The organism is Pseudomonas sp. SCA2728.1_7 (assembly GCF_018138145.1).
Taxonomy (GTDB): domain Bacteria; phylum Pseudomonadota; class Gammaproteobacteria; order Pseudomonadales; family Pseudomonadaceae; genus Aquipseudomonas; species Aquipseudomonas koreensis_A.
In genome coordinates, this window is the sequence record NZ_CP073104.1 from 2370220 (window position 1) to 2387534 (window position 17315).

Annotated in this window: 13 protein-coding genes; 4 read left to right on the top strand and 9 right to left on the bottom strand. The window is 60.7% G+C overall.

Annotation, left to right across the window (positions count from 1 at the left end; translation table 11 throughout):
• Positions 1-100: 100 nt before the first annotated feature.
• The 9 genes from KBP52_RS10555 to KBP52_RS10595 all read right to left on the bottom strand — a co-directional run bounded on the left by KBP52_RS10555 (position 101) and on the right by KBP52_RS10595 (position 14065).
• The gene (locus KBP52_RS10555; protein WP_212622708.1) at positions 101-3694 is read right to left on the bottom strand and encodes a glycosyltransferase; all 3594 of its coding nucleotides are present in this window, start codon (positions 3692-3694) and stop codon (positions 101-103) included.
• Positions 3695-3802: 108 nt separating this feature from the next.
• On the bottom strand, positions 3803-5371 hold the full coding sequence (locus KBP52_RS10560; RefSeq protein ID WP_077571631.1) for a flagellar hook-associated protein 3: 1569 nt from the start codon (positions 5369-5371) through the stop codon (positions 3803-3805).
• Positions 5372-5384: 13 nt separating this feature from the next.
• Positions 5385-7430 carry a flagellar hook-associated protein FlgK gene (gene flgK / locus KBP52_RS10565; RefSeq protein ID WP_077571630.1) on the bottom strand — a complete coding sequence of 682 codons (2046 nt, stop codon included), beginning with the start codon at positions 7428-7430 and terminating at the stop codon, positions 5385-5387.
• Positions 7431-7454: 24 nt separating this feature from the next.
• The gene (gene flgJ, locus KBP52_RS10570; protein ID WP_212622709.1) at positions 7455-8747 is read right to left on the bottom strand and encodes a flagellar assembly peptidoglycan hydrolase FlgJ; all 1293 of its coding nucleotides are present in this window, start codon (positions 8745-8747) and stop codon (positions 7455-7457) included.
• Positions 8748-8758: 11 nt separating this feature from the next.
• A complete protein-coding gene (locus tag KBP52_RS10575; protein ID WP_176091703.1) occupies positions 8759-9847 on the bottom strand; it encodes a flagellar basal body P-ring protein FlgI in 1089 nt (362 codons plus the stop codon).
• Between the two features lie 27 nt (positions 9848-9874).
• A complete protein-coding gene (gene flgH / locus KBP52_RS10580; protein WP_038363773.1) occupies positions 9875-10570 on the bottom strand; it encodes a flagellar basal body L-ring protein FlgH in 696 nt (231 codons plus the stop codon).
• 52 nt (positions 10571-10622) lie between these two features.
• A complete protein-coding gene (gene flgG / locus KBP52_RS10585; RefSeq protein ID WP_007920118.1) occupies positions 10623-11408 on the bottom strand; it encodes a flagellar basal-body rod protein FlgG in 786 nt (261 codons plus the stop codon).
• A 45-nt stretch (positions 11409-11453) separates the two neighbouring features.
• Complete coding sequence (locus tag KBP52_RS10590; RefSeq protein ID WP_007920119.1) at positions 11454-12194, bottom strand: flagellar basal body rod protein FlgF; 741 nt, start codon at positions 12192-12194, stop codon at positions 11454-11456.
• 311 nt (positions 12195-12505) lie between these two features.
• Positions 12506-14065: a sigma-54-dependent transcriptional regulator gene (locus tag KBP52_RS10595; RefSeq protein WP_212622710.1), complete on the bottom strand. Its 1560-nt coding sequence runs from the start codon at positions 14063-14065 to the stop codon at positions 12506-12508.
• 374 nt (positions 14066-14439) lie between these two features.
• Between KBP52_RS10595 and phhA the strand changes: the two genes are divergently transcribed.
• The 4 genes from phhA to KBP52_RS30675 all read left to right on the top strand — a co-directional run bounded on the left by phhA (position 14440) and on the right by KBP52_RS30675 (position 17297).
• Complete coding sequence (phhA, locus tag KBP52_RS10600; protein ID WP_007920123.1) at positions 14440-15231, top strand: phenylalanine 4-monooxygenase; 792 nt, start codon at positions 14440-14442, stop codon at positions 15229-15231.
• Between the two features lie 117 nt (positions 15232-15348).
• The gene (locus KBP52_RS10605; RefSeq protein WP_212622711.1) at positions 15349-15705 is read left to right on the top strand and encodes a 4a-hydroxytetrahydrobiopterin dehydratase; all 357 of its coding nucleotides are present in this window, start codon (positions 15349-15351) and stop codon (positions 15703-15705) included.
• Positions 15705-16898, top strand: coding sequence for an amino acid aminotransferase (locus KBP52_RS10610; RefSeq protein WP_212622712.1), 1194 nt, complete (start codon positions 15705-15707; stop codon positions 16896-16898). Before KBP52_RS10605 ends, KBP52_RS10610 begins: the two co-directional genes overlap by 1 nt.
• A gap of 267 nt (positions 16899-17165) precedes the next feature.
• Positions 17166-17297, top strand: a complete 132-nt coding sequence (locus KBP52_RS30675) for a hypothetical protein (protein WP_016987951.1) — start codon at positions 17166-17168, stop codon at positions 17295-17297.
• The last annotated feature ends 18 nt before the right edge of the window (positions 17298-17315 follow it).

Sequence of the window (17315 nt, forward strand, 5' to 3'; positions counted from 1 at the left end):
CGGTGCGCAGTGTGTCGCAGTACGTGCGGCCATGAAAAAAAGGATGAATCCGTCACCGGACTCATCCCTTTCATCGAGCTATTTAAACGATTGGAACCGGTCAGTCCGCCAGCCAGCCATTTTCCCAATAGCGCAGGTTATCGCCACGCAGCACGTAATCGCGCAACACCACCTCACGCAACTCGTCGCCCATGCGGTAACTGGCATCAGGATCGGCCAGGTGCATGCGGATCGCCTGCAGCCACTCATCGGTGGTGTTGGTCTTGACCCGCGTACACGGCAGGTAGCCGCGATAGGCTTCGGTGTCAGTGCAGATCACCGGGTAGCCGCAAGCGCCGTACTCCAGCAGCCGCAGGTTGCTCTTGCAGTCGTTGAAGATGTGGAACTCCAGCGGTGCGAGGGCCAGATCGAGGTTGAGGCTGGCCAGTTTCGCCGGATATACGTCAAGCGGGATCACCCCGTGGAATTCATGCATGTACGGACGCAGGTCATCCGGGCACATGCCGAAGAACACCCAGTCGACTTCATTGGCCAGCTCGCGAACCACCTCGGCGATCACGGCCAGGTCGCCGTGGTGGCTGGTGCCACCGCCCCAACCGACCCGTGGCTTTTTCGACGTACGCCGCTGGCTGCGCAGGTTGCTCCAAAGGTCTTTGGCGAGCATGTTCGGCACCACACGAATGTCGTGGTGCATGTCCGACAGCGCATTGGCCAGTGGCTGCGTCGACACCACCACCCGATCGCAGAGGCCGATCGCTCGACGCACCATGCGCTCCATGTCCTGCTTGTTCGGCATGTTGCGGATGTGGGCATTGCGATGAGGAACGTCGATGACATAGTCATCCAGTTCGAAAATACGCCGGGCGCTGAAATACTTCTTCAGGGGCGGGATTTCATCGATGGCGTGCTCCGAGTAGCGCCCCTGCAGCACAATCACGTCGGGCGCCTGACGCTCGATGTCGACGATCGACGGCAAGCCGTAACAGATGCGCCCTTCGACCCGGTTGGCCGCCTCCAGCTCGAGCATCGGCTGACTCATGCGGTAATGGCCGATGGCAGAAGCGTTGATCGGTACCACGAGCACGTTGGGCAGACTCGACTTGGAAAACGCACGCCAGCCGCTCAGCAGACCCGGTTCGAGACTGAAGTTGGTGGCCCCGATCCCCTGTAGCGCAAGGTTGACGTTGTAGGCCGGATCGCGCGCAATCAGCGGCAACCAGCGCTGGTAAAAAGTATCCTGCTCGCGCTCGTGCTGTTGTTGCTCTTCGCTCGTTGCCACGGCGCTCGGGCGTGTGCCCAGCGCCAGCCTGGCATGCGGATTCCACACCACCAGGTAACCTTCGCGGCCGATACGCAGGCACAGATCCACGACGTTGTACGCGATCTTCAAGTCCTGTTCGTCGAGCCCCGCGACCTCCTCGAAGACCGACTTGCGAACCATCAGGCAGTCACCGCCGACGGCGCTCAGATCCTGCACCGCCTGCAGTCGGAACATATAGCCCTCCGACTGCATCGGTTGCCCCAGGAACGGCAGCCCGGCCGGCCCCTGCAAACCGAGAATCAGGCCGGCATGCAAGATCCCGCCGTCCGGATCGAACAACTTGGCGCCGACCACTCCGACTTCCGGGCGCTGCGCATGATTGAGCAATTCGTCGAGCCAATCGGCTTGAGTGATCACCGCAAAAGCGTTGAGCAGCAACACGTACTCGCCACGCGCCTGGCTCACGGCAAAGTTGTGAATGGCGGCAGGGTTGTGCTTTTGCAGGCAGCGCAACACACGAATCCGCTCACCGCCCAACTGTCCCATGCCGTCGAGCCAGGCCCGCGCCTCGGCGGTTTCGCTACCGCTATCGACGAGGAGAATTTCGTACTCGGTGTAAGCGGTTTTTTCCAGCAGCGTTTCGACACAACGCTGCAAGGCTGCCGTCTGATCCTGAGCGACTATGATCACCGAGACCAACGGGCGGCGGGCGTGACGATAGTCGACCCGATTGAGCAGCTCACGGCCCTCACGCCGGGTCTCGTAGGCAATCCCCAAACGCTGCAGATGCGCATCGAGCAGCCGTGGATTCTGTTCCAGCACACCTGCATCGGTGAGCCATTGGGACAGATCGAATTTCGATTCGAGCAACACTTCGGCGATATGCCCGACCACCTGAGTGCCGTCGTTCTCGACCATCCGCCAGAGCAGGTCGTGAGGCGCCAGTTGGGCAAAGTCAGACGCCAGCCCTCCCAACTCCAGAACCCGCTCGCGCTTGAACGCCAGCGCCCGCCCGACGTAGGGGTAGCTGCGCATGAGGTCGAGGTTGAAATCCGGCTTGAACGCAGGCTCTGCCGACTCGCCATTGCGCAGACTGCCTTCGTCGCTGTACAGGCAAGTGAAAGTCCGCGAATGCGCGATCCGGTCAGCCATGATCAGCAACGCCGTAGCCACCGGGCGATCACCGGGTTGCAGCAGGTAGAACCAGTCGGCGCCTTCCAGTTGCGGCAGCAAGGTGTTGAGCTGCTCCAGCCCGTCGTCTTGCAGCGGCAGTCGAAACACACGGCCATCCAGCTCCGCTTCGGAGCAGGAGGCGGACAGTACCAGCACCAGTTCCGCCGGGTAATCCTGATTGGCGAGGGCCTCCAGCGTACGCTCTACACCAGCGCGACTGCCTTTGTCGTCGATGATGACCGGTACGATTCGCGGCTGGTGCGACCAACCGGCGATGGTTTCCGGCAGCATCTTGCGCTGCCCTTCGGTCAGCACCCGGCACTCCAGCCATTGCGCATAGAGTTCGCCGAAACTCAGGCTATCCACCCCGACGCCACACTCCTGGCGGCTCTGCCGGGAACCCAGGGTGCGACTCAACGGCAGCTCATCCCAAACCCTTGGCGACTCATCAGCCTTTGCCAGCGGGATGTAGCGCACCCAGCCTGGCGCCGGCGCCGACTCACCGTTGCGGACTTTGAGCATTTGCGAGAGCCACTCGCGCTCGACGTCCATCGCGTCCTTCATCGGTTGTTGCGCACTCAGCCGCTCCGGATAAAGGCGCTCGGCGCTCAGTACATTGTTCGACACCGCCAGGTTGCCGCGGCGCAGCAGGCAGATATACAAGGCGAAATCCAGGCTCGCGACGAAACAGCCGCCCTCCTCGGTCAATGCCGGCAGCAGCTCGGCGACGTCCGCGCGGCGAAACAGCGCGTTGCTGAATCCGCCGAGAACGTTGACCGGGAATTTTTCGAATATCGCCAGTAGATCGTCACCCTTGAACAGGCCACTGACCGGCGACAGCGAAGTGTTTTCCAGACGCGCAGGCAGGATGATGTCGTTCGCGTCCCAGAGCAGTCGCTGGGCCAGCACCAGACTGACCTCAGCGCGGCGCATCTCCTGCGCCTGCTGCTCGATACAGGCGGAATAGAGCAGATCATCGTCACACAGAAACTTGATGAATTCGCCCTGCGCCTGATCCAGGCAGGCTTTCAGGTTGCCGACCAGTCCCAACGTGCGCGGGTTGCGTACATAACGCACGGCGACGCCGGTCTCCTCGCCGACATTCGAGACGATGGTTTCAATCTCGATGCCACGACTGTCATCGCAAACGATGATTTCCAGATGGCCATAGCCTTGGCCGACGGCGCTGCGCAACGCACGCTCGAAAAAGCGTGGATTGAAGGCGGGAATGACAAGGCTGACGAGAGGGAGTGAATTCACGGCGGGCTCACAGGCGGTACGAGCCCGCTCGGTAAAGCGAGCCCTTGAAACCGCAAAAAACATTACTTGAGGGATAGAGCAAACGGGCGCTCACACGCCCGTTAACCGTCAGATCTTGTTGAACAGACCCAACTGGCTGATCTTGCTGAACGCCAACTGCGCGGCTTGCAGCATGGTCTGCTGCAGGGTCAGGCGGGTCATGACTTCGGCGGGATCCGAATCACGGATCGAGCCTTGGGTCGTGGTGTTCGCCGTGCTCAGGCTCTGGTTGGTCGCGGTTTGCATCTCCAGCGCCTGGCCACGGGCACCAATGGTGGTGACAGAAGCGCCAATCTGGTTGGTGGCGGCGTCGATGTTGCCGAGACCCGACTCCATGACCCCCTGAAACTTCTGCTTGGCAACATCATCACCGTCGATCGGCATATTCAACGCCGTAATCATCTGGCCCAGCGTGTCGAGCACGTTCTGGGTCTGGTGATTGTTCGGCTGGATCGAGAACTGATCGCCAGCGGCCGGCGTGTTGCCCAGCGCGAAAGTCACGCCCGCAGCGGTCGCGTTGCCGCCAGCCACGGTGCCGGACGACACGGGTTTGCTGTCCGCAGTGACTGGCGCCGCATACAGATCGAACGCCGTGGCGCTGGTGAACTTGAGCACCGCGCCGCCTTGCGGGAAGGCGTTTGTATAGGCCGACTGGTCGGTGATGGTCGAACCGGTAATCACCGCAGTAGACGGGTTACCCGGGCTGCGCGCGGTGGTGAACGAATCCGGCTGGGTCGACAACTGGAAGCTGTGTCCGGCAATGACCGCGTCCGGGTTGGTGTCACCCGCTTTCAGGTTGATGTTCAGCTTCAGGTCGACACCACGGAAACTGACCGTCTGGTTGGTGCCGGTGGTGTTGACGATCGCGCCATTCTGGCTGGCTTCGGCCGTCACGTCGTTACCCAGCGCGTCGGTAATTTGCAGCTGGGTGCTGCTGACGAAGCTGACGGTGTACGGCTGACCACCGGAGAACTTGGAGTTGTACGTGGCAACATTGCCAACGGTACCGCTGGACAGCACGACACGGCCGTCATCCACTGCCGGAGCCGTCATGTTGGTGCTGGTGCGGCCGGTGTTGATGGTCTGCTGAAAGGCATCCCAACCGGTGGTGTTGGTACCGACCGTCATACCGTCGCCGATGCCCAGGTTGATCGTGGTCTGGTCACCGTTGTAGGTGTAAGTGCCGTCGGCATTCTGCGAGTACGGCGCGGTATCGGTCTTCGAACCGGAGAACATGTAGTTGCCGTTGGCATCCTTGGAGTTCATCAGGCCCAGCACTTGTTGCTGGATCTGACTCAGTTCCGCAGCGTAAGCCTGGCGATCCTTGTCGGTACGCGTGCCGGTGTTGGCGGCCAGGGCGAGTTCCTTGGCACGCGCTAGTGCGGTGGTGATGGAATCCAGCGTGGACTCCTGCACATTCAACGAATTCTTGGTGGTGTCGACGTTGGTCTTGTACTGATCCAGCATCGCCGCCTGTTGGCCCAGTTGCAGCAACCGACCGGCGCCGATCGGATCATCGGAGGCGTTGGTGATGCGCTGCAGACTGCTCGCCTCGCTGGCGGTAGCCACAGCCTTGTTGAAGTTACGTTGATAGTCCGACGCTTGCGTGCCGTAATACTGGGCGGTGGAAATGCGCATGAATTACGACTCCTTAAAGGCTGTTGATCAGCGTGGCGAAAGTTTCCTGCGCAGCTTTGATGATCTGCGAGGACGCTGTGTAGTACTGCTGGTATTTGACCAGGTTGCCGGTTTCTTCATCCAGGTTGACCCCGGACAGCGAGTCGCGCGCGCCTTTGGCGTTATCCAGAATCGCTGTGGTCGCGGTGCTGTCGGACTTGCCTTGAGCGGTTTTGGTACCGACGTTGGTCACCAGCTTGTTGTAGGCGTCGGTCAGGCTGATGCCCTTGCTCGCCGAACCGGTATCGACGGTCTGCGCAGTTTGCAGGCCAACCAGCGCTTGCGCGTTGCGGTTGTCCGAAGACGCCGCACCGGTCAGGTTCATGGTGAAGGTTTCGCCCGGCTTCGGCGTGCCGCCAACGGTGGTCTGCACCGAGAAGGTTTTCTGCACGTTCGGCGTGACGCTGGTGTCCAGTACCGGGTTGCCGCTGGCATCGACGATGCCGACTTTCAGGTCCAGCGTGTTCGATTGACCGGGAACGATAGTGCCGCTGCTGATGAGGCCGCCCTTGGCATCGACAAATTTGTAAGACTGGCTGCCACCGGTGACGTCACCAAACACCAGTTTGACCGGCGTCGAGTTTTTCAGCGCCGCCTGCATGTCAGCCTGGGCAGTCGGGTTGTAGATATCGATTTTGGAGCTGAGCGTCGGCTGGGTGTAATTGCCCAGACCGTTGGCGCTGGCCACACCGGTCAACGGACCGGCCGCAGCAATTTTCTTCGGATCGGTGAGCACCGTCTGGATGCTCGCGGCCGCATTGCGGGTCGGCGTCACTTTGAAGCTGTCACCGGCACTCAACGCCCCACCCTTGAGCGCAAGGGTGAAACCGTCGATCACTGGCGGTGGATTGGTGGTGGTGCTGAAGGTGCCCAGATCGGTACCGTCGGAGCGCTTGACCGAGTAGTCGGTGGCGCTGGTGAACGTGACCTGATAATCGCTGGTGGTCAGCTTGCCGCTGTCCTTGATGGTCACATCGAGGTTGCCCGAACCTGCGCTGTTGCCATCCTTCGCGATGCTGCGCTGGCTGATCAGCGCGGCACTGTTGATGTTGTTGAAAATCGCGGCGCCGAAGTCACCGTTCTTGTCGATGCCCTGGGCTTGCTGGCTGTTGACCTGATCAGCGATCACCAGGGCCACACGGCCCAGCTCATTGAGCGACGGATCGAGGACTTCTTTGCGATAGGTCAGCAGGCCGCCGATTTCGCCACCACTGATCACCGAGGTGATGTCGATGGTGCTCGAACCGCGATCCATCTGGATGCCCATGCGCGATGGATCATCCTTGAGCGGCACGGTGCTCAGGGAGTTGGCGGAGTTGCCAATGACCAGGGGCTGGCCGCTACCGACGTAGATGTCGAAGCTGCTGCCGCGCTCGACGACCTGCGCGCCGGTCAGCTCGGACAACTGGCGTACCGCTTCGTTACGGCTGTCGAGCAAATCGTTCGGCGCACCACCGCTGGTGGAGATCTCGCCGATCTTCTGGTTCAGGTTGGCAATCGAGGTGGCCAGTTTGTTCACCTGGGCTGCCATGTCGCCAAGGCTGCCGTTGATGGTGGTGTTCTGGTCGTTGAGCTGTTTGGCGATGGAGTTGAAGCGGCTGGTCAGCGCTTGCGCACCGGTCAGCACCGATTGACGCGAGGTGTCATCGGTCGCAGACGTCGACACGCCCTGCATCGTCGTGAAGAACTTTTGCAGCACACCGGTCAGGCCGGTGTTGGTGTCGGACAACGTGGAGTCCAGCGGCGTCGCCTGCGCGAGGTACGACGCTGCTTCGCTGTTGAGCGAAGTTGCCGTGTGCAGCTGGGATTCCAGGTAAGAGTTGTAGACCCGGCGAACGTCAGCCAGGGTCGTGCCGGTGCCGATAAACACGGTGCCGTACTGCTGCGAGGATTTGGTGCCCTGCACGGTTTGCTGGCGTGAATAACCGGCGGTGTCGACGTTGGCAATGTTGTTGCCTGTCGTAGCCAAAGAGGACTGGCTGGCCGTCAGTCCCGACATCCCGATATTGAGCAAACTCATGGTTCAGACCTTATACCTTGTGCCTTATAAAGGCGTGGTGGAGACACCCGCCGCAGCGTAGTTTTGGAAACTGTTCATCTGCTTGGCAATCTGCGAAATCTTGCTTGCGTAGTTCGGGTCGGTTGCGTAACCGGCCTTTTGCAACTCGCGTACAAACTGTTCTGGGTTATCGGCAGACTTCACGACATCTTGATAGCGATTATTGGACTGCAGCAAAGTCACCAGATCGTGGAAGCTGTCCTTGTACGAGGCGTAGGAACGGAACTCGGCCGTCTCCTTGACCATCTCGCCATTGCGGAACTCGCTGGTGATCGCCCGGGCCGAATCGCCCTTCCAGTTGCTGCTCGCCTTGATGCCGAACAGGTTGTGGCTGCTACTGCCATCCTGGGCACGCATGACCGACTTGCCCCAACCGGTTTCCAGCGCCGCTTGCGCCACCAGATAACGCGGATCGACGCCGATACGGTCGGCCGCTTCCTTGGCCATCGGCAGCATGGTGTTGACGAATTCGTCGGCGGAACTGAAGGCTTTTTTCGCCGGTGCCAGCGGAATCTGCGCCATGGCGCGACCGTAGACCTGCATCTGTGCGCCAGAGGCTTTTTCGCCCTCGGCGCGCGCCAGCCAGTCGCCGTTGTACAACGGGCCGGCGCCGGTGGTGGTGGCGGCGGTCGCGCACGGCGGCAACTGCGTGGCGGCTGCCGGCGTAGCTGAGGGCACCAGCCCGGCAAGCAAACGATCGGCCAGTTTCGGTGGCAAGGCCAGACGACGCTGGTTGATCATTTCCATGTCATTGCGATGAGCGAGTTGCGTGTTCGGCGCGTTCACCGAACGCGATGCCCACAACGGGCGCTCGCCATTGAGACGCGACAACGGGCCGTTGGTAGCAACGGTGCCAGCGGCAACCGGTGTGACCACGGCCGCAGCTTTCGCCTTGGCCTCTTCCTGCTTGGCAGCGGACGCGGCCGCAGCCTCACCCGGTGCCAGCGGTTTGTTCTTCGACATCTGGCGCATCAGCACGTCGGCCAGACCGATACCACCACCCTCACGGGACATGGAAACGGCCAGTTGCTGGTCGTACATTTCCTGATACTGCTTGGCCGCCGGCGTGTTCAGCGGATTGTCTTCACCCAAGGCGTTGGTCGCCGAGCGCATCGACTTGAGCATCTCGCCGAGGAACAGCGATTCGAATTCCTGCGCCACTTTGCGCAGGTTCGCATCGCTGTTCTTGTCGCCGACCTTGAGTTGGTTCAGGCGATTGAGGTCCGAGTAGGAACCCGAATCGCTGCTGCTGACCAGACCACTTTTGCGCATATCCATAAGGGTCGGCCTCAGATCACGATCAGGTCGGCTTGCAACGCGCCGGCCTGCTTCAAGGCTTCGAGGATCGCCATCAAGTCACCCGGTGCCGCGCCAACCTGATTCACCGCCCGCACGATCTCGTCGAGGGTGGTACCCGGGCCGAACTTGAACATCGGTTTGGCTTCCTGCTCGGCATTCACCCGCGAGCGCGGCACGACAGCCGTCTGACCATTGGACAGAGGGCCGGGCTGGCTGACGATCGGGTCTTCGGTGATGGTCACGGTCAGGCTGCCGTGGGTCACGGCGGCTGGCGACACTTTCACGTTCTGGCCGATAACGATGGTGCCGGTGCGCGAGTTGATGATGACTTTCGCCACCGCCTGACCCGGGTCGACTTCAAGGTTTTCCAGGATCGACAAGTAGTCGACGCGCTGGCTCGGATCGAGCGGCGCGGTAACGCGGATCGAACCGCCGTCGATGGCTTGCGCAACGCCAGGGCCGAGCATGTCATTGATCTTGTCGACGATACGTTTGGCCGTGGTGAAGTCGGAACGGTTGAGGTTCAGCGTCAGGCTGTTGCCCTGATTGAAACCGCTCGGCACCGAACGCTCCACCGAAGCACCGCCAGGGATGCGACCGGCCGACGGAACGTTGACGGTGATCTTCGAACCGTCACGGCCCTCGGCGTCGAAACCGCCAACCACCAGGTTGCCCTGAGCGACCGCGTAGACGTTGCCGTCGATACCCTTGAGCGGGGTCAGCAGCAGTGTGCCGCCGCGCAGGCTCTTGGAGTTACCGATCGAGGAGACCGTGATGTCGACCTGCTGACCCGGCTTGGCGAACGCCGGCAAGTCAGCACTGATCGACACTGCCGCGACGTTTTTCAACTGCACGTTGCCCGATCCCGGCGGCACCTTGATGCCGAACTGCGAGAGCATGTTGTTGAAGGTCTGCAGGGTGAACGGGGTTTGCGTCGTCTGGTCACCGGTGCCGTTAAGCCCGACCACCAGGCCGTAACCGATCAACTGGTTGGAACGCACGCCGGAAATGCTGGCGATATCTTTCAGCCGCTCGGCGTGGGCACCAAAGGCTGCGGACATCAGCGCCGCAGCCAGCATGAGGCTCTTGAAATTCAACGTAGCCACCTAGAAAGGGAACAGCGGGCTGAGGAAGAAACGGTCGAACCAGCCTGGCTGACTCGTATCGGCAAACGCGCCGGTACCCGAGTAGGTGATGCGTGCATCGGCGACCCGGGTCGACGACACAGTGTTGTCCGTGGCGATGTCATCGGCGCGTACCAGGCCGGCGATGCGCACCAGTTCGTCACCGGTGTTCAGCGTCAGCCACTTCTCGCCACGCACGGCGATGATGCCGTTGGGCAGCACGTCAGCGACGGTCACGGTGATCGAACCGGTCAGGCTGTTGCTCTGCCCGGACTTGGCGTCGCCCTTGGTCGAGCGGTCGGCACTGTAGCCGGCGTTCAGACTCAGGTCGTTGCCGCCGATCGGGTTGTTGGTGGTCAGGCTGGAGCCGAACAACGAGGTCAGACCGACCTTGTTATCGCTGTTCTTGTCCATTTGCGAGTTGGCGTTCTTGCTCGCCTGTGTGCGCTCGTTCAGGGTGATGGTGATGATGTCACCGACACGGAAAGCCTTGCGGTCGCTGTACAGGTTCTGCTCGAAGCCGGCCTGATAGATCGAGCCGTTGTTGGCCGCAGCCGGCAACGGCGTGCGCGGCAACACCGGGGCGTAGTAAGGGTCATTGGGCTTGGGCGTCGGGGCGACGCAGCCCGCGAGCGAGACGACCCCACTCAATGCCAGAACAGATACAAAGCGATTCATGACCCTACCTCACGGTGTTGCAGGCGACCTCATGGCCGCCTCATAGACTTGATTACAGATTCTGCGTTACGAACGAGAGCATCTGGTCAGCGGTGGAGATCACCTTGGAGTTCATCTCGTAAGCGCGCTGAGTGGTGATCATGTTGACCATCTCTTCAACAGTGCTGACGTTGGAGGTTTCCAGGGTGTTCTGCAGGGTGGTACCGAAACCGGCCAGACCCGGGGTGCCGACTTGCGGCGCGCCGGAAGCGGCAGTTTCCAGGAACAGGTTGTTGCCCACGGCTTGCAGACCGGCCGGGTTGATGAAGTCGGCGGTTTGCAGGTTGCCGATCACCTGCGACGCAGCGTTGCCAGCAACCGTGATGGACACGGTGCCGTCACGGCCGACAGTGAAGGTCTGGGCATCGTTCGGAATGACGATGGCCGGTTCCAGAGCGAAACCGCTGGCGTTAACGATCTGGCCGTTGGAATCGAGGTGGAAGGTACCGTCACGGGTGTAGGACGTGGTGCCGTCCGGCTGCAGAATCTGGAAGAAACCGCGACCGTCGATGGCCATGTCCAGCGGCTGCTCGGTGGTTTGCAGGCTGCCGGCGGTGAAGTTTTTCTGGGTGCCGACGATGCGCACACCAGTACCCAGTTGCAGACCCGACGGCAGTTCGCTGTCCTGGGTCGACTGAGCGCCTGGCTGACGCTTGATCTGATAGAGCAAGTCCTGGAACTCGGCGCGATCACGTTTGAAACCCGTGGTCGACACGTTCGCCAGGTTGTTGGAAATGGTGGTCAGGTTGGTGTCCTGGGCGGACAGACCGGTTTTGGCAACCCATAGAGCCGGAAGCATTCGATTCTCCTCGTGCGCCTGTTTTTCGGCGCGACGTTCTGATAATTAGCTGATCTGCAAGACCCGAGCCATGGCCTGGTCGTCGTCTTTGGCGGTGTTCATCATCTTGACGTGCAACTCGAACTGCTTGGCCAAGGCCAGCACCGAGGTCATCTCTTCAACGGCGTTGACGTTGCTCGACTCAAGGAAACCCGACACCAGTTTGACGTTGGCATCGGCCGGCGCCGGCTGGCCGTCCTTGGTGTAGATCGAGCCGTCGAGGCCCTTGTTCATGTTCTTGATGTCCGGGTTGACCAGTTTGATCCGGTCGACTTCCGCCATGACGCGCGGGCCTTCGCCCATTGCACGAATACTGATGGTGCCGTCTTCACCGACTTCAATCTGCTGCTCGGGCGGCACGGCGATCGGGCCGCCATTGCCGATCACCGGCATGCCGTTGCCGGCGCGCAGCACGCCGAGGGCGTCAACGTTGAGGCTGCCAGTGCGCACGTAGCTTTCGCCGCCGTTCGGGTTCTGCACGGCAATGAAACCGTTGCCGGTCACCGCGACGTCGAGGTCACGACCGGTCTGCACCAGCGAGCCTGGGGTGAAATCAGTGGCGGGCCGTTCGCTCATGGCAAACGCACGCGCCGGAAAGCTGTCACCGAACACCGGCATCGAACGCGCCTGCTCCAGGTCGCGCTGAAAACCGTTGGTGGAGATGTTCGCCAGGTTGTTGGCATGAGCCTTCTGCGCCAGTGCGTTCTGGCTGGCGCCGGTCATTGCCACATAAAGGTACTTGTCCACACTCTTTCCTCTGCATGCCGGACGTTTGCCGCCCACCGCTGTACTGCTGAGCCATAAGCAATTTGCAGACCAACTTTTTTCTGGCGCACAAAGACCCGGTAAACAAAGGACTTGGGGAGTGATGAGGGGAAATCTGAAATGTATCGAAGACGAAAAACCGGCGGTGTTATGCCGGTAGGTGGCAATGTCTGGCGCTGGTGTTGCCTGGACTATCGCTTTCGCGAGCAGGCTCGCTCCCACAGGGGAATGCATTTCAAATGTGGGAGCGAGCCTGCTCGCGAAGAGGCCATCACTACCCACACATGTTTGGGCTACGACTCGGTTTTGCCGACTTCATATTCACGCAGCTTGTTGGCAATGGTGGTGTGCGAAACCCCCAACCGCTTACCCAACTGCCGACTGCTCGGATGCTCGGAATACAACCGCTCCAGCACCGCTTTCTCGAAGCGGCCAACAATCTCGTCCAGCCCCCCCTCCAGCGAAAAATCGCCAAGTGGCTGACGCACGCCGTAATCCGGCAGCCGAATATGCTCGGCCTTCACCGTGCCGCCATCGCACAGGGAAACCGCCTGGAACAGCACGTTCTCCAGTTGCCGCACGTTGCCCGGCCAGTGGTAATGACTGAGCCGATCCATCGCTGCCGGTGCCAGTTTCGGCAGCGAGCAACCGATCTGCCGACTGGCCTGATCGAGAAAGTGCTCGACCAGCGGCGTCAGTCCGTCGAGGCATTCGCGCAACGGCGGGATATGCAGGGAGAGCACGTTCAAGCGGTGATACAAATCCTGGCGAAACTCGCCCCGCGCGCACAGCTCCGACAAGTCGACCTGCGTGGCGCAGATCACCCGCACATCCAGGTAAACCTCTTCATCACTGCCAACGCGACGGAAACAACCGTCCTGTAGAAAGCGCAGCAACTTCACCTGCAAGCGCGGGCTCATTTCGCCAACACCATCGAGAAACAGCGTGCCGCCCGCCGTCAGCTCCAGCAGGCCGAGCTTGCCTTCGGCCCGCGCCCCTTCAAAAGCGCCGGGGCCGTAGCCGAACAGCTCGGTCTCGGCCATCGACTCAGGCAGGCCTGCGCAGTTGAGCGCCATCAGCGGCGACTGCCCGCGCGGGCTGGCGAGGTGGCAAGCACGCGCGAGCAATTCCTTGCCGGTGCCGGTTTCGCCTTCAATCAACAGCGGTGCATCGAGCGGGGCCATACGCCGCGCTTCACGCACCACGGCGGCCATGACTTTGGAGCTCTGGAAGATGCTGTCGAAGCCACGCAGCTCCTGCTTGCGCACGTTGTAGATGCGCTCGCCTACGCGGTCGGCGCGATGCAAGGTCAGCACCGCGCCAGCCATGGCTTCGCTGTCGTCATGCTCCGATTGCAGCGGCGCGATATCGGCGAGAAAGACGTCGCCCTTAACCTTGACCCGCATGCCGTTGATTCGCGATTTGTTGGCGCGCACCAGCTCTGGCAAGTCGAAATCCTCGGCGTAGCGCGACAGCGGAATCCCCGGCACTTCATCGACGCGCACACCGAGCAACTGCGCCGCCGCGCGGTTGGCGGCGACGATCGAGCCACCCATGTCGATCGACAGCACCGGAAACTCCAGCGCGCCGAGCAAGGCGTTCAGCTCCATGTGCCGGCGCTCGCTGGGCATCAGCCCTACCCGCTTGACGCCGAACACCCCAGCGATCGCCTCGAATTTCGGTCGCAGCGCCTGGAACTGGATATTGATCAGATTCGGGCAGTGCAGGTAGATCGCATTGCCGTGCTCGCCACCGACCTCACCGCGCGCGACGTTAATGCCGTAGGCCACCAGCAGGTTGAGGATGTCGCGCAGGATGCCGATGCGGTTCTGGCAGTGGACTTTGATGCGCATATAAATCGCCCGAATAAACGATGAGAAACCTGTAGGAGTGAGCCTGCTCGCGATGGCTTTGGGTCAGTTGATATTGATGCTGACTGATACACCGCTATCGCGAGCAGGCTCACTCCTACAGGGGGACCGCGCCAGACTTTTCTGTGGCGGCACGCAGATAGTTGTCAAGATTATGTGACAGCCAACCGCCTTTTCAAACCCATGAATCACTGCAAACGCGAGATATCCGCCAAACCGTAACGATAACTTTACGAATTACAGAGAAATTTCCTACGCACAGGCCATTCAACCTGCTGCACATCAATCCGCTCTCAGGTAATTCTGAATCCATCGCTGGACATAACAAGAACGAATTCCCCTAGCAGGAGAGCAGTATGAAGCAGACGCAATACGTGGCCCGCGAGCCCGATGCGCAAGGTTTTATCGACTACCCCGCCGAAGAACACGCGGTGTGGAACACGCTGATCACTCGCCAGTTGAAAGTGATTGAAGGGCGTGCCTGCCAGGAGTACCTGGACGGTATCGAAAAACTCGGACTGCCCCACGACCGCATTCCGCAACTCGGCGAGATCAACAAGGTGCTCGGCGAGACCACCGGTTGGCAGGTCGCCCGCGTTCCGGCACTGATTCCCTTCCAGACGTTTTTTGAACTGCTGGCCAGCAAGCAATTTCCGGTCGCGACCTTTATTCGTACCCGCGAAGAGCTGGACTACCTGCAAGAGCCGGATATTTTCCACGAGATCTTTGGTCACTGCCCGCTGCTGACCAACCCGTACTTCGCCGAATTCACCCACACCTACGGCAAGCTCGGCCTACAGGCCACCAAGGAAGAACGCGTTTATCTGGCGCGTCTGTACTGGATGACCATCGAGTTCGGCCTGGTCGACACTCCGCAAGGCAAACGCATCTACGGTGGCGGCATCCTGTCCTCGCCGAAAGAAACCGTTTATTCGCTGTCGGACGAGCCTGAACATCAGGCCTTCGACCCGCTCGAAGCCATGCGCACGCCGTATCGCATCGACATCCTGCAACCGCTGTACTTTGTCCTGCCGAACCTCAAGCGCCTGTTCGACGTGGCCCATGAAGACATCATGGCCATGGTTCGCCAAGGCATGCAGCTGGGTCTGCACGCACCGAAATTTCCGCCGAAACCCAAAGCCGCGTGAACCGCGACTTTTGCTGACAATTGAGCCTGTCAGTCGCCGCCACTTTGGTTTAGCGTGACGGCATTGACGACTCAGAAGCCTTTATAAAAAAAACACACTCGATTTCAGGAATACACCATGTCCACTTTGAACCAAGCCCACTGCGAAGCCTGCCGCGCCGATGCACCACAAGTCAGCGACGAAGAACTGCCGATCCTGATCAAGCAGATCCCTGACTGGAACATCGAAGTACGCGACAGCATCATGCAACTGGAGAAGGTCTTCCTGTTCAAGAACTTCAAGTACGCGCTGGCCTTCACCAACGCGGTCGGCGAGATCTCCGAGGCCGAAGGTCATCACCCGGGCCTGCTCACCGAGTGGGGCAAAGTCACCGTGACCTGGTGGAGCCACTCGATCAAAGGCCTGCACCGCAACGACTTCATCATGGCCGCGCGCACTGACGAAGTGGCCAAGACTGCAGAAGGACGCAAGTAATGCATTTCGACGCCATCGGCCGGGTACCCGGCGACCCGATCCTCGGTTTGATGGAGGCGTATGCGCAGGACAGCAATCCGCGCAAATTCGACCTGGGCGTTGGCGTCTACAAGGATGCCCAGGGCCTGACGCCGATCCCGGAAGCGGTGAAAATCGCCGAATCGCGACTGGTCGAAAGCCAGGACACCAAGACTTACATCGGCGGCCACGGCAACCCGCTGTTCGGCAAAGTCATCAACGAGTTGGTGCTCGGCGCCGACTCGAAGCTGATCGCCGAACAGCGCGCCGGCGCCACCCAGACCCCGGGCGGCACCGGTGCCCTGCGTCTGGCGGCTGACTTCATTGCTCAGTGCCTGCCGGGCAAAGGCGTGTGGCTGAGCAACCCGACCTGGCCGATCCACGAAACCATTTTCGCGACGGCCGGGGTCAAGGTCAGTCACTACCCATACGTGGGCAGTGACAACCGCCTCGACGTCGACGCCATGCTCGCGGTGCTCAACGAAGTACCGAAAGGTGATGTGGTGCTGCTCCACGCGTGCTGCCACAACCCGACCGGTTTTGACTTGAGCCATGACGACTGGCAGCGCGTGCTCGATGTGGTGCGCGCGCGCAATCTGCTGCCGCTGATCGACTTTGCCTACCAGGGTTTTGGCGACGGTCTGGAGCAGGATGCGTGGTCGACCCGCTTGTTCGCGGCCGAGGTGCCTGAGCTGCTGATCACCAGTTCCTGCTCGAAGAACTTCGGCCTGTACCGCGACCGCACTGGTGCGCTGATCGTCTGCGCGAAAACCGCCGACAAGCTCATCGACATCCGCAGCCAACTGGCCAACATCGCCCGCAACCTGTGGTCGACGCCGCCGGATCACGGTGCTGCGGTGGTCGCGACCATCCTCGCCGATCCAGAACTGAAAGCGCGCTGGGCCGATGAAGTGGAAGCGATGCGCCTGCGGATTGCGCAACTGCGCAGCGGCTTGGTTGAAGCACTGGAACCGCATGGCCTGCGCGAGCGTTTTGCACACATTGGTGTGCAGCGCGGCATGTTCTCTTACACCGGCCTGTCGCCGGAGCAAGTGAAGCAACTGCGCGAGCATCACAGCGTGTACATGGTCAGCTCGGGCCGGGCGAACGTCGCCGGTATCGACGCTACGCGCCTCGCCCTGCTGGCACAAGCCATCGCCGACGTCAGCAAGTAACACCGCAATACCCCTGTAGGAGTGAGCCTGCTCGCGATAGCGGTGTATCAGCCAGCATCTTAGTTGACTGATACACCGCTATCGCGAGCAGGCTCACTCCTACATTTGTTTTGTGGTGACCTTTGGGTTTTGCCCTTCCCTGCGGCCATCTGTCGCATTAATTTGAATTAAAAGTCTGATTGTCATTTTTCCTGCTGTATCCTGCGCAGGCTTTCAAGAAGCGCGGATCTACCAGATCTATCAACAGACTTAGCGAGGAGCGCAACCATGCACGAGATTCCTAATCTCCCCTTCCCAAGCCTGCACGTACCTGAGCAGACGACCACGCAACAAGCCGGCGCGGGGCAGCCCGAACCGAAAGAAGCCGTTGAGAGCCGCCCGGCCGACAACGAAGAGTAAGACCCGTCGTACAGACCG

Bases quoted from the DNA above. Each gene is read 5' to 3' on its own strand.
- flgH (WP_038363773.1), bottom strand. From the start codon at position 10,570: ATGAATCGCTTTGTATCTGTTCTGGCATTGAGTGGGGTCGTCTCGCTC.
- KBP52_RS10605 (WP_212622711.1), top strand. From the start codon at position 15,349: ATGTCCACTTTGAACCAAGCCCACTGCGAAGCCTGCCGCGCCGATGCA.
- flgJ (WP_212622709.1), bottom strand. From the start codon at position 8,747: ATGGATATGCGCAAAAGTGGTCTGGTCAGCAGCAGCGATTCGGGTTCC.
- flgK (WP_077571630.1), bottom strand. From the start codon at position 7,430: ATGAGTTTGCTCAATATCGGGATGTCGGGACTGACGGCCAGCCAGTCC.
- KBP52_RS10610 (WP_212622712.1), top strand. From the start codon at position 15,705: ATGCATTTCGACGCCATCGGCCGGGTACCCGGCGACCCGATCCTCGGT.
- KBP52_RS10575 (WP_176091703.1), bottom strand. From the start codon at position 9,847: ATGCTGGCTGCGGCGCTGATGTCCGCAGCCTTTGGTGCCCACGCCGAG.
- flgG (WP_007920118.1), bottom strand. From the start codon at position 11,408: ATGCTTCCGGCTCTATGGGTTGCCAAAACCGGTCTGTCCGCCCAGGAC.
- phhA (WP_007920123.1), top strand. From the start codon at position 14,440: ATGAAGCAGACGCAATACGTGGCCCGCGAGCCCGATGCGCAAGGTTTT.
- KBP52_RS10595 (WP_212622710.1), bottom strand. From the start codon at position 14,065: ATGCGCATCAAAGTCCACTGCCAGAACCGCATCGGCATCCTGCGCGAC.
- KBP52_RS10560 (WP_077571631.1), bottom strand. From the start codon at position 5,371: ATGCGCATTTCCACCGCCCAGTATTACGGCACGCAAGCGTCGGACTAT.
- KBP52_RS30675 (WP_016987951.1), top strand. From the start codon at position 17,166: ATGCACGAGATTCCTAATCTCCCCTTCCCAAGCCTGCACGTACCTGAG.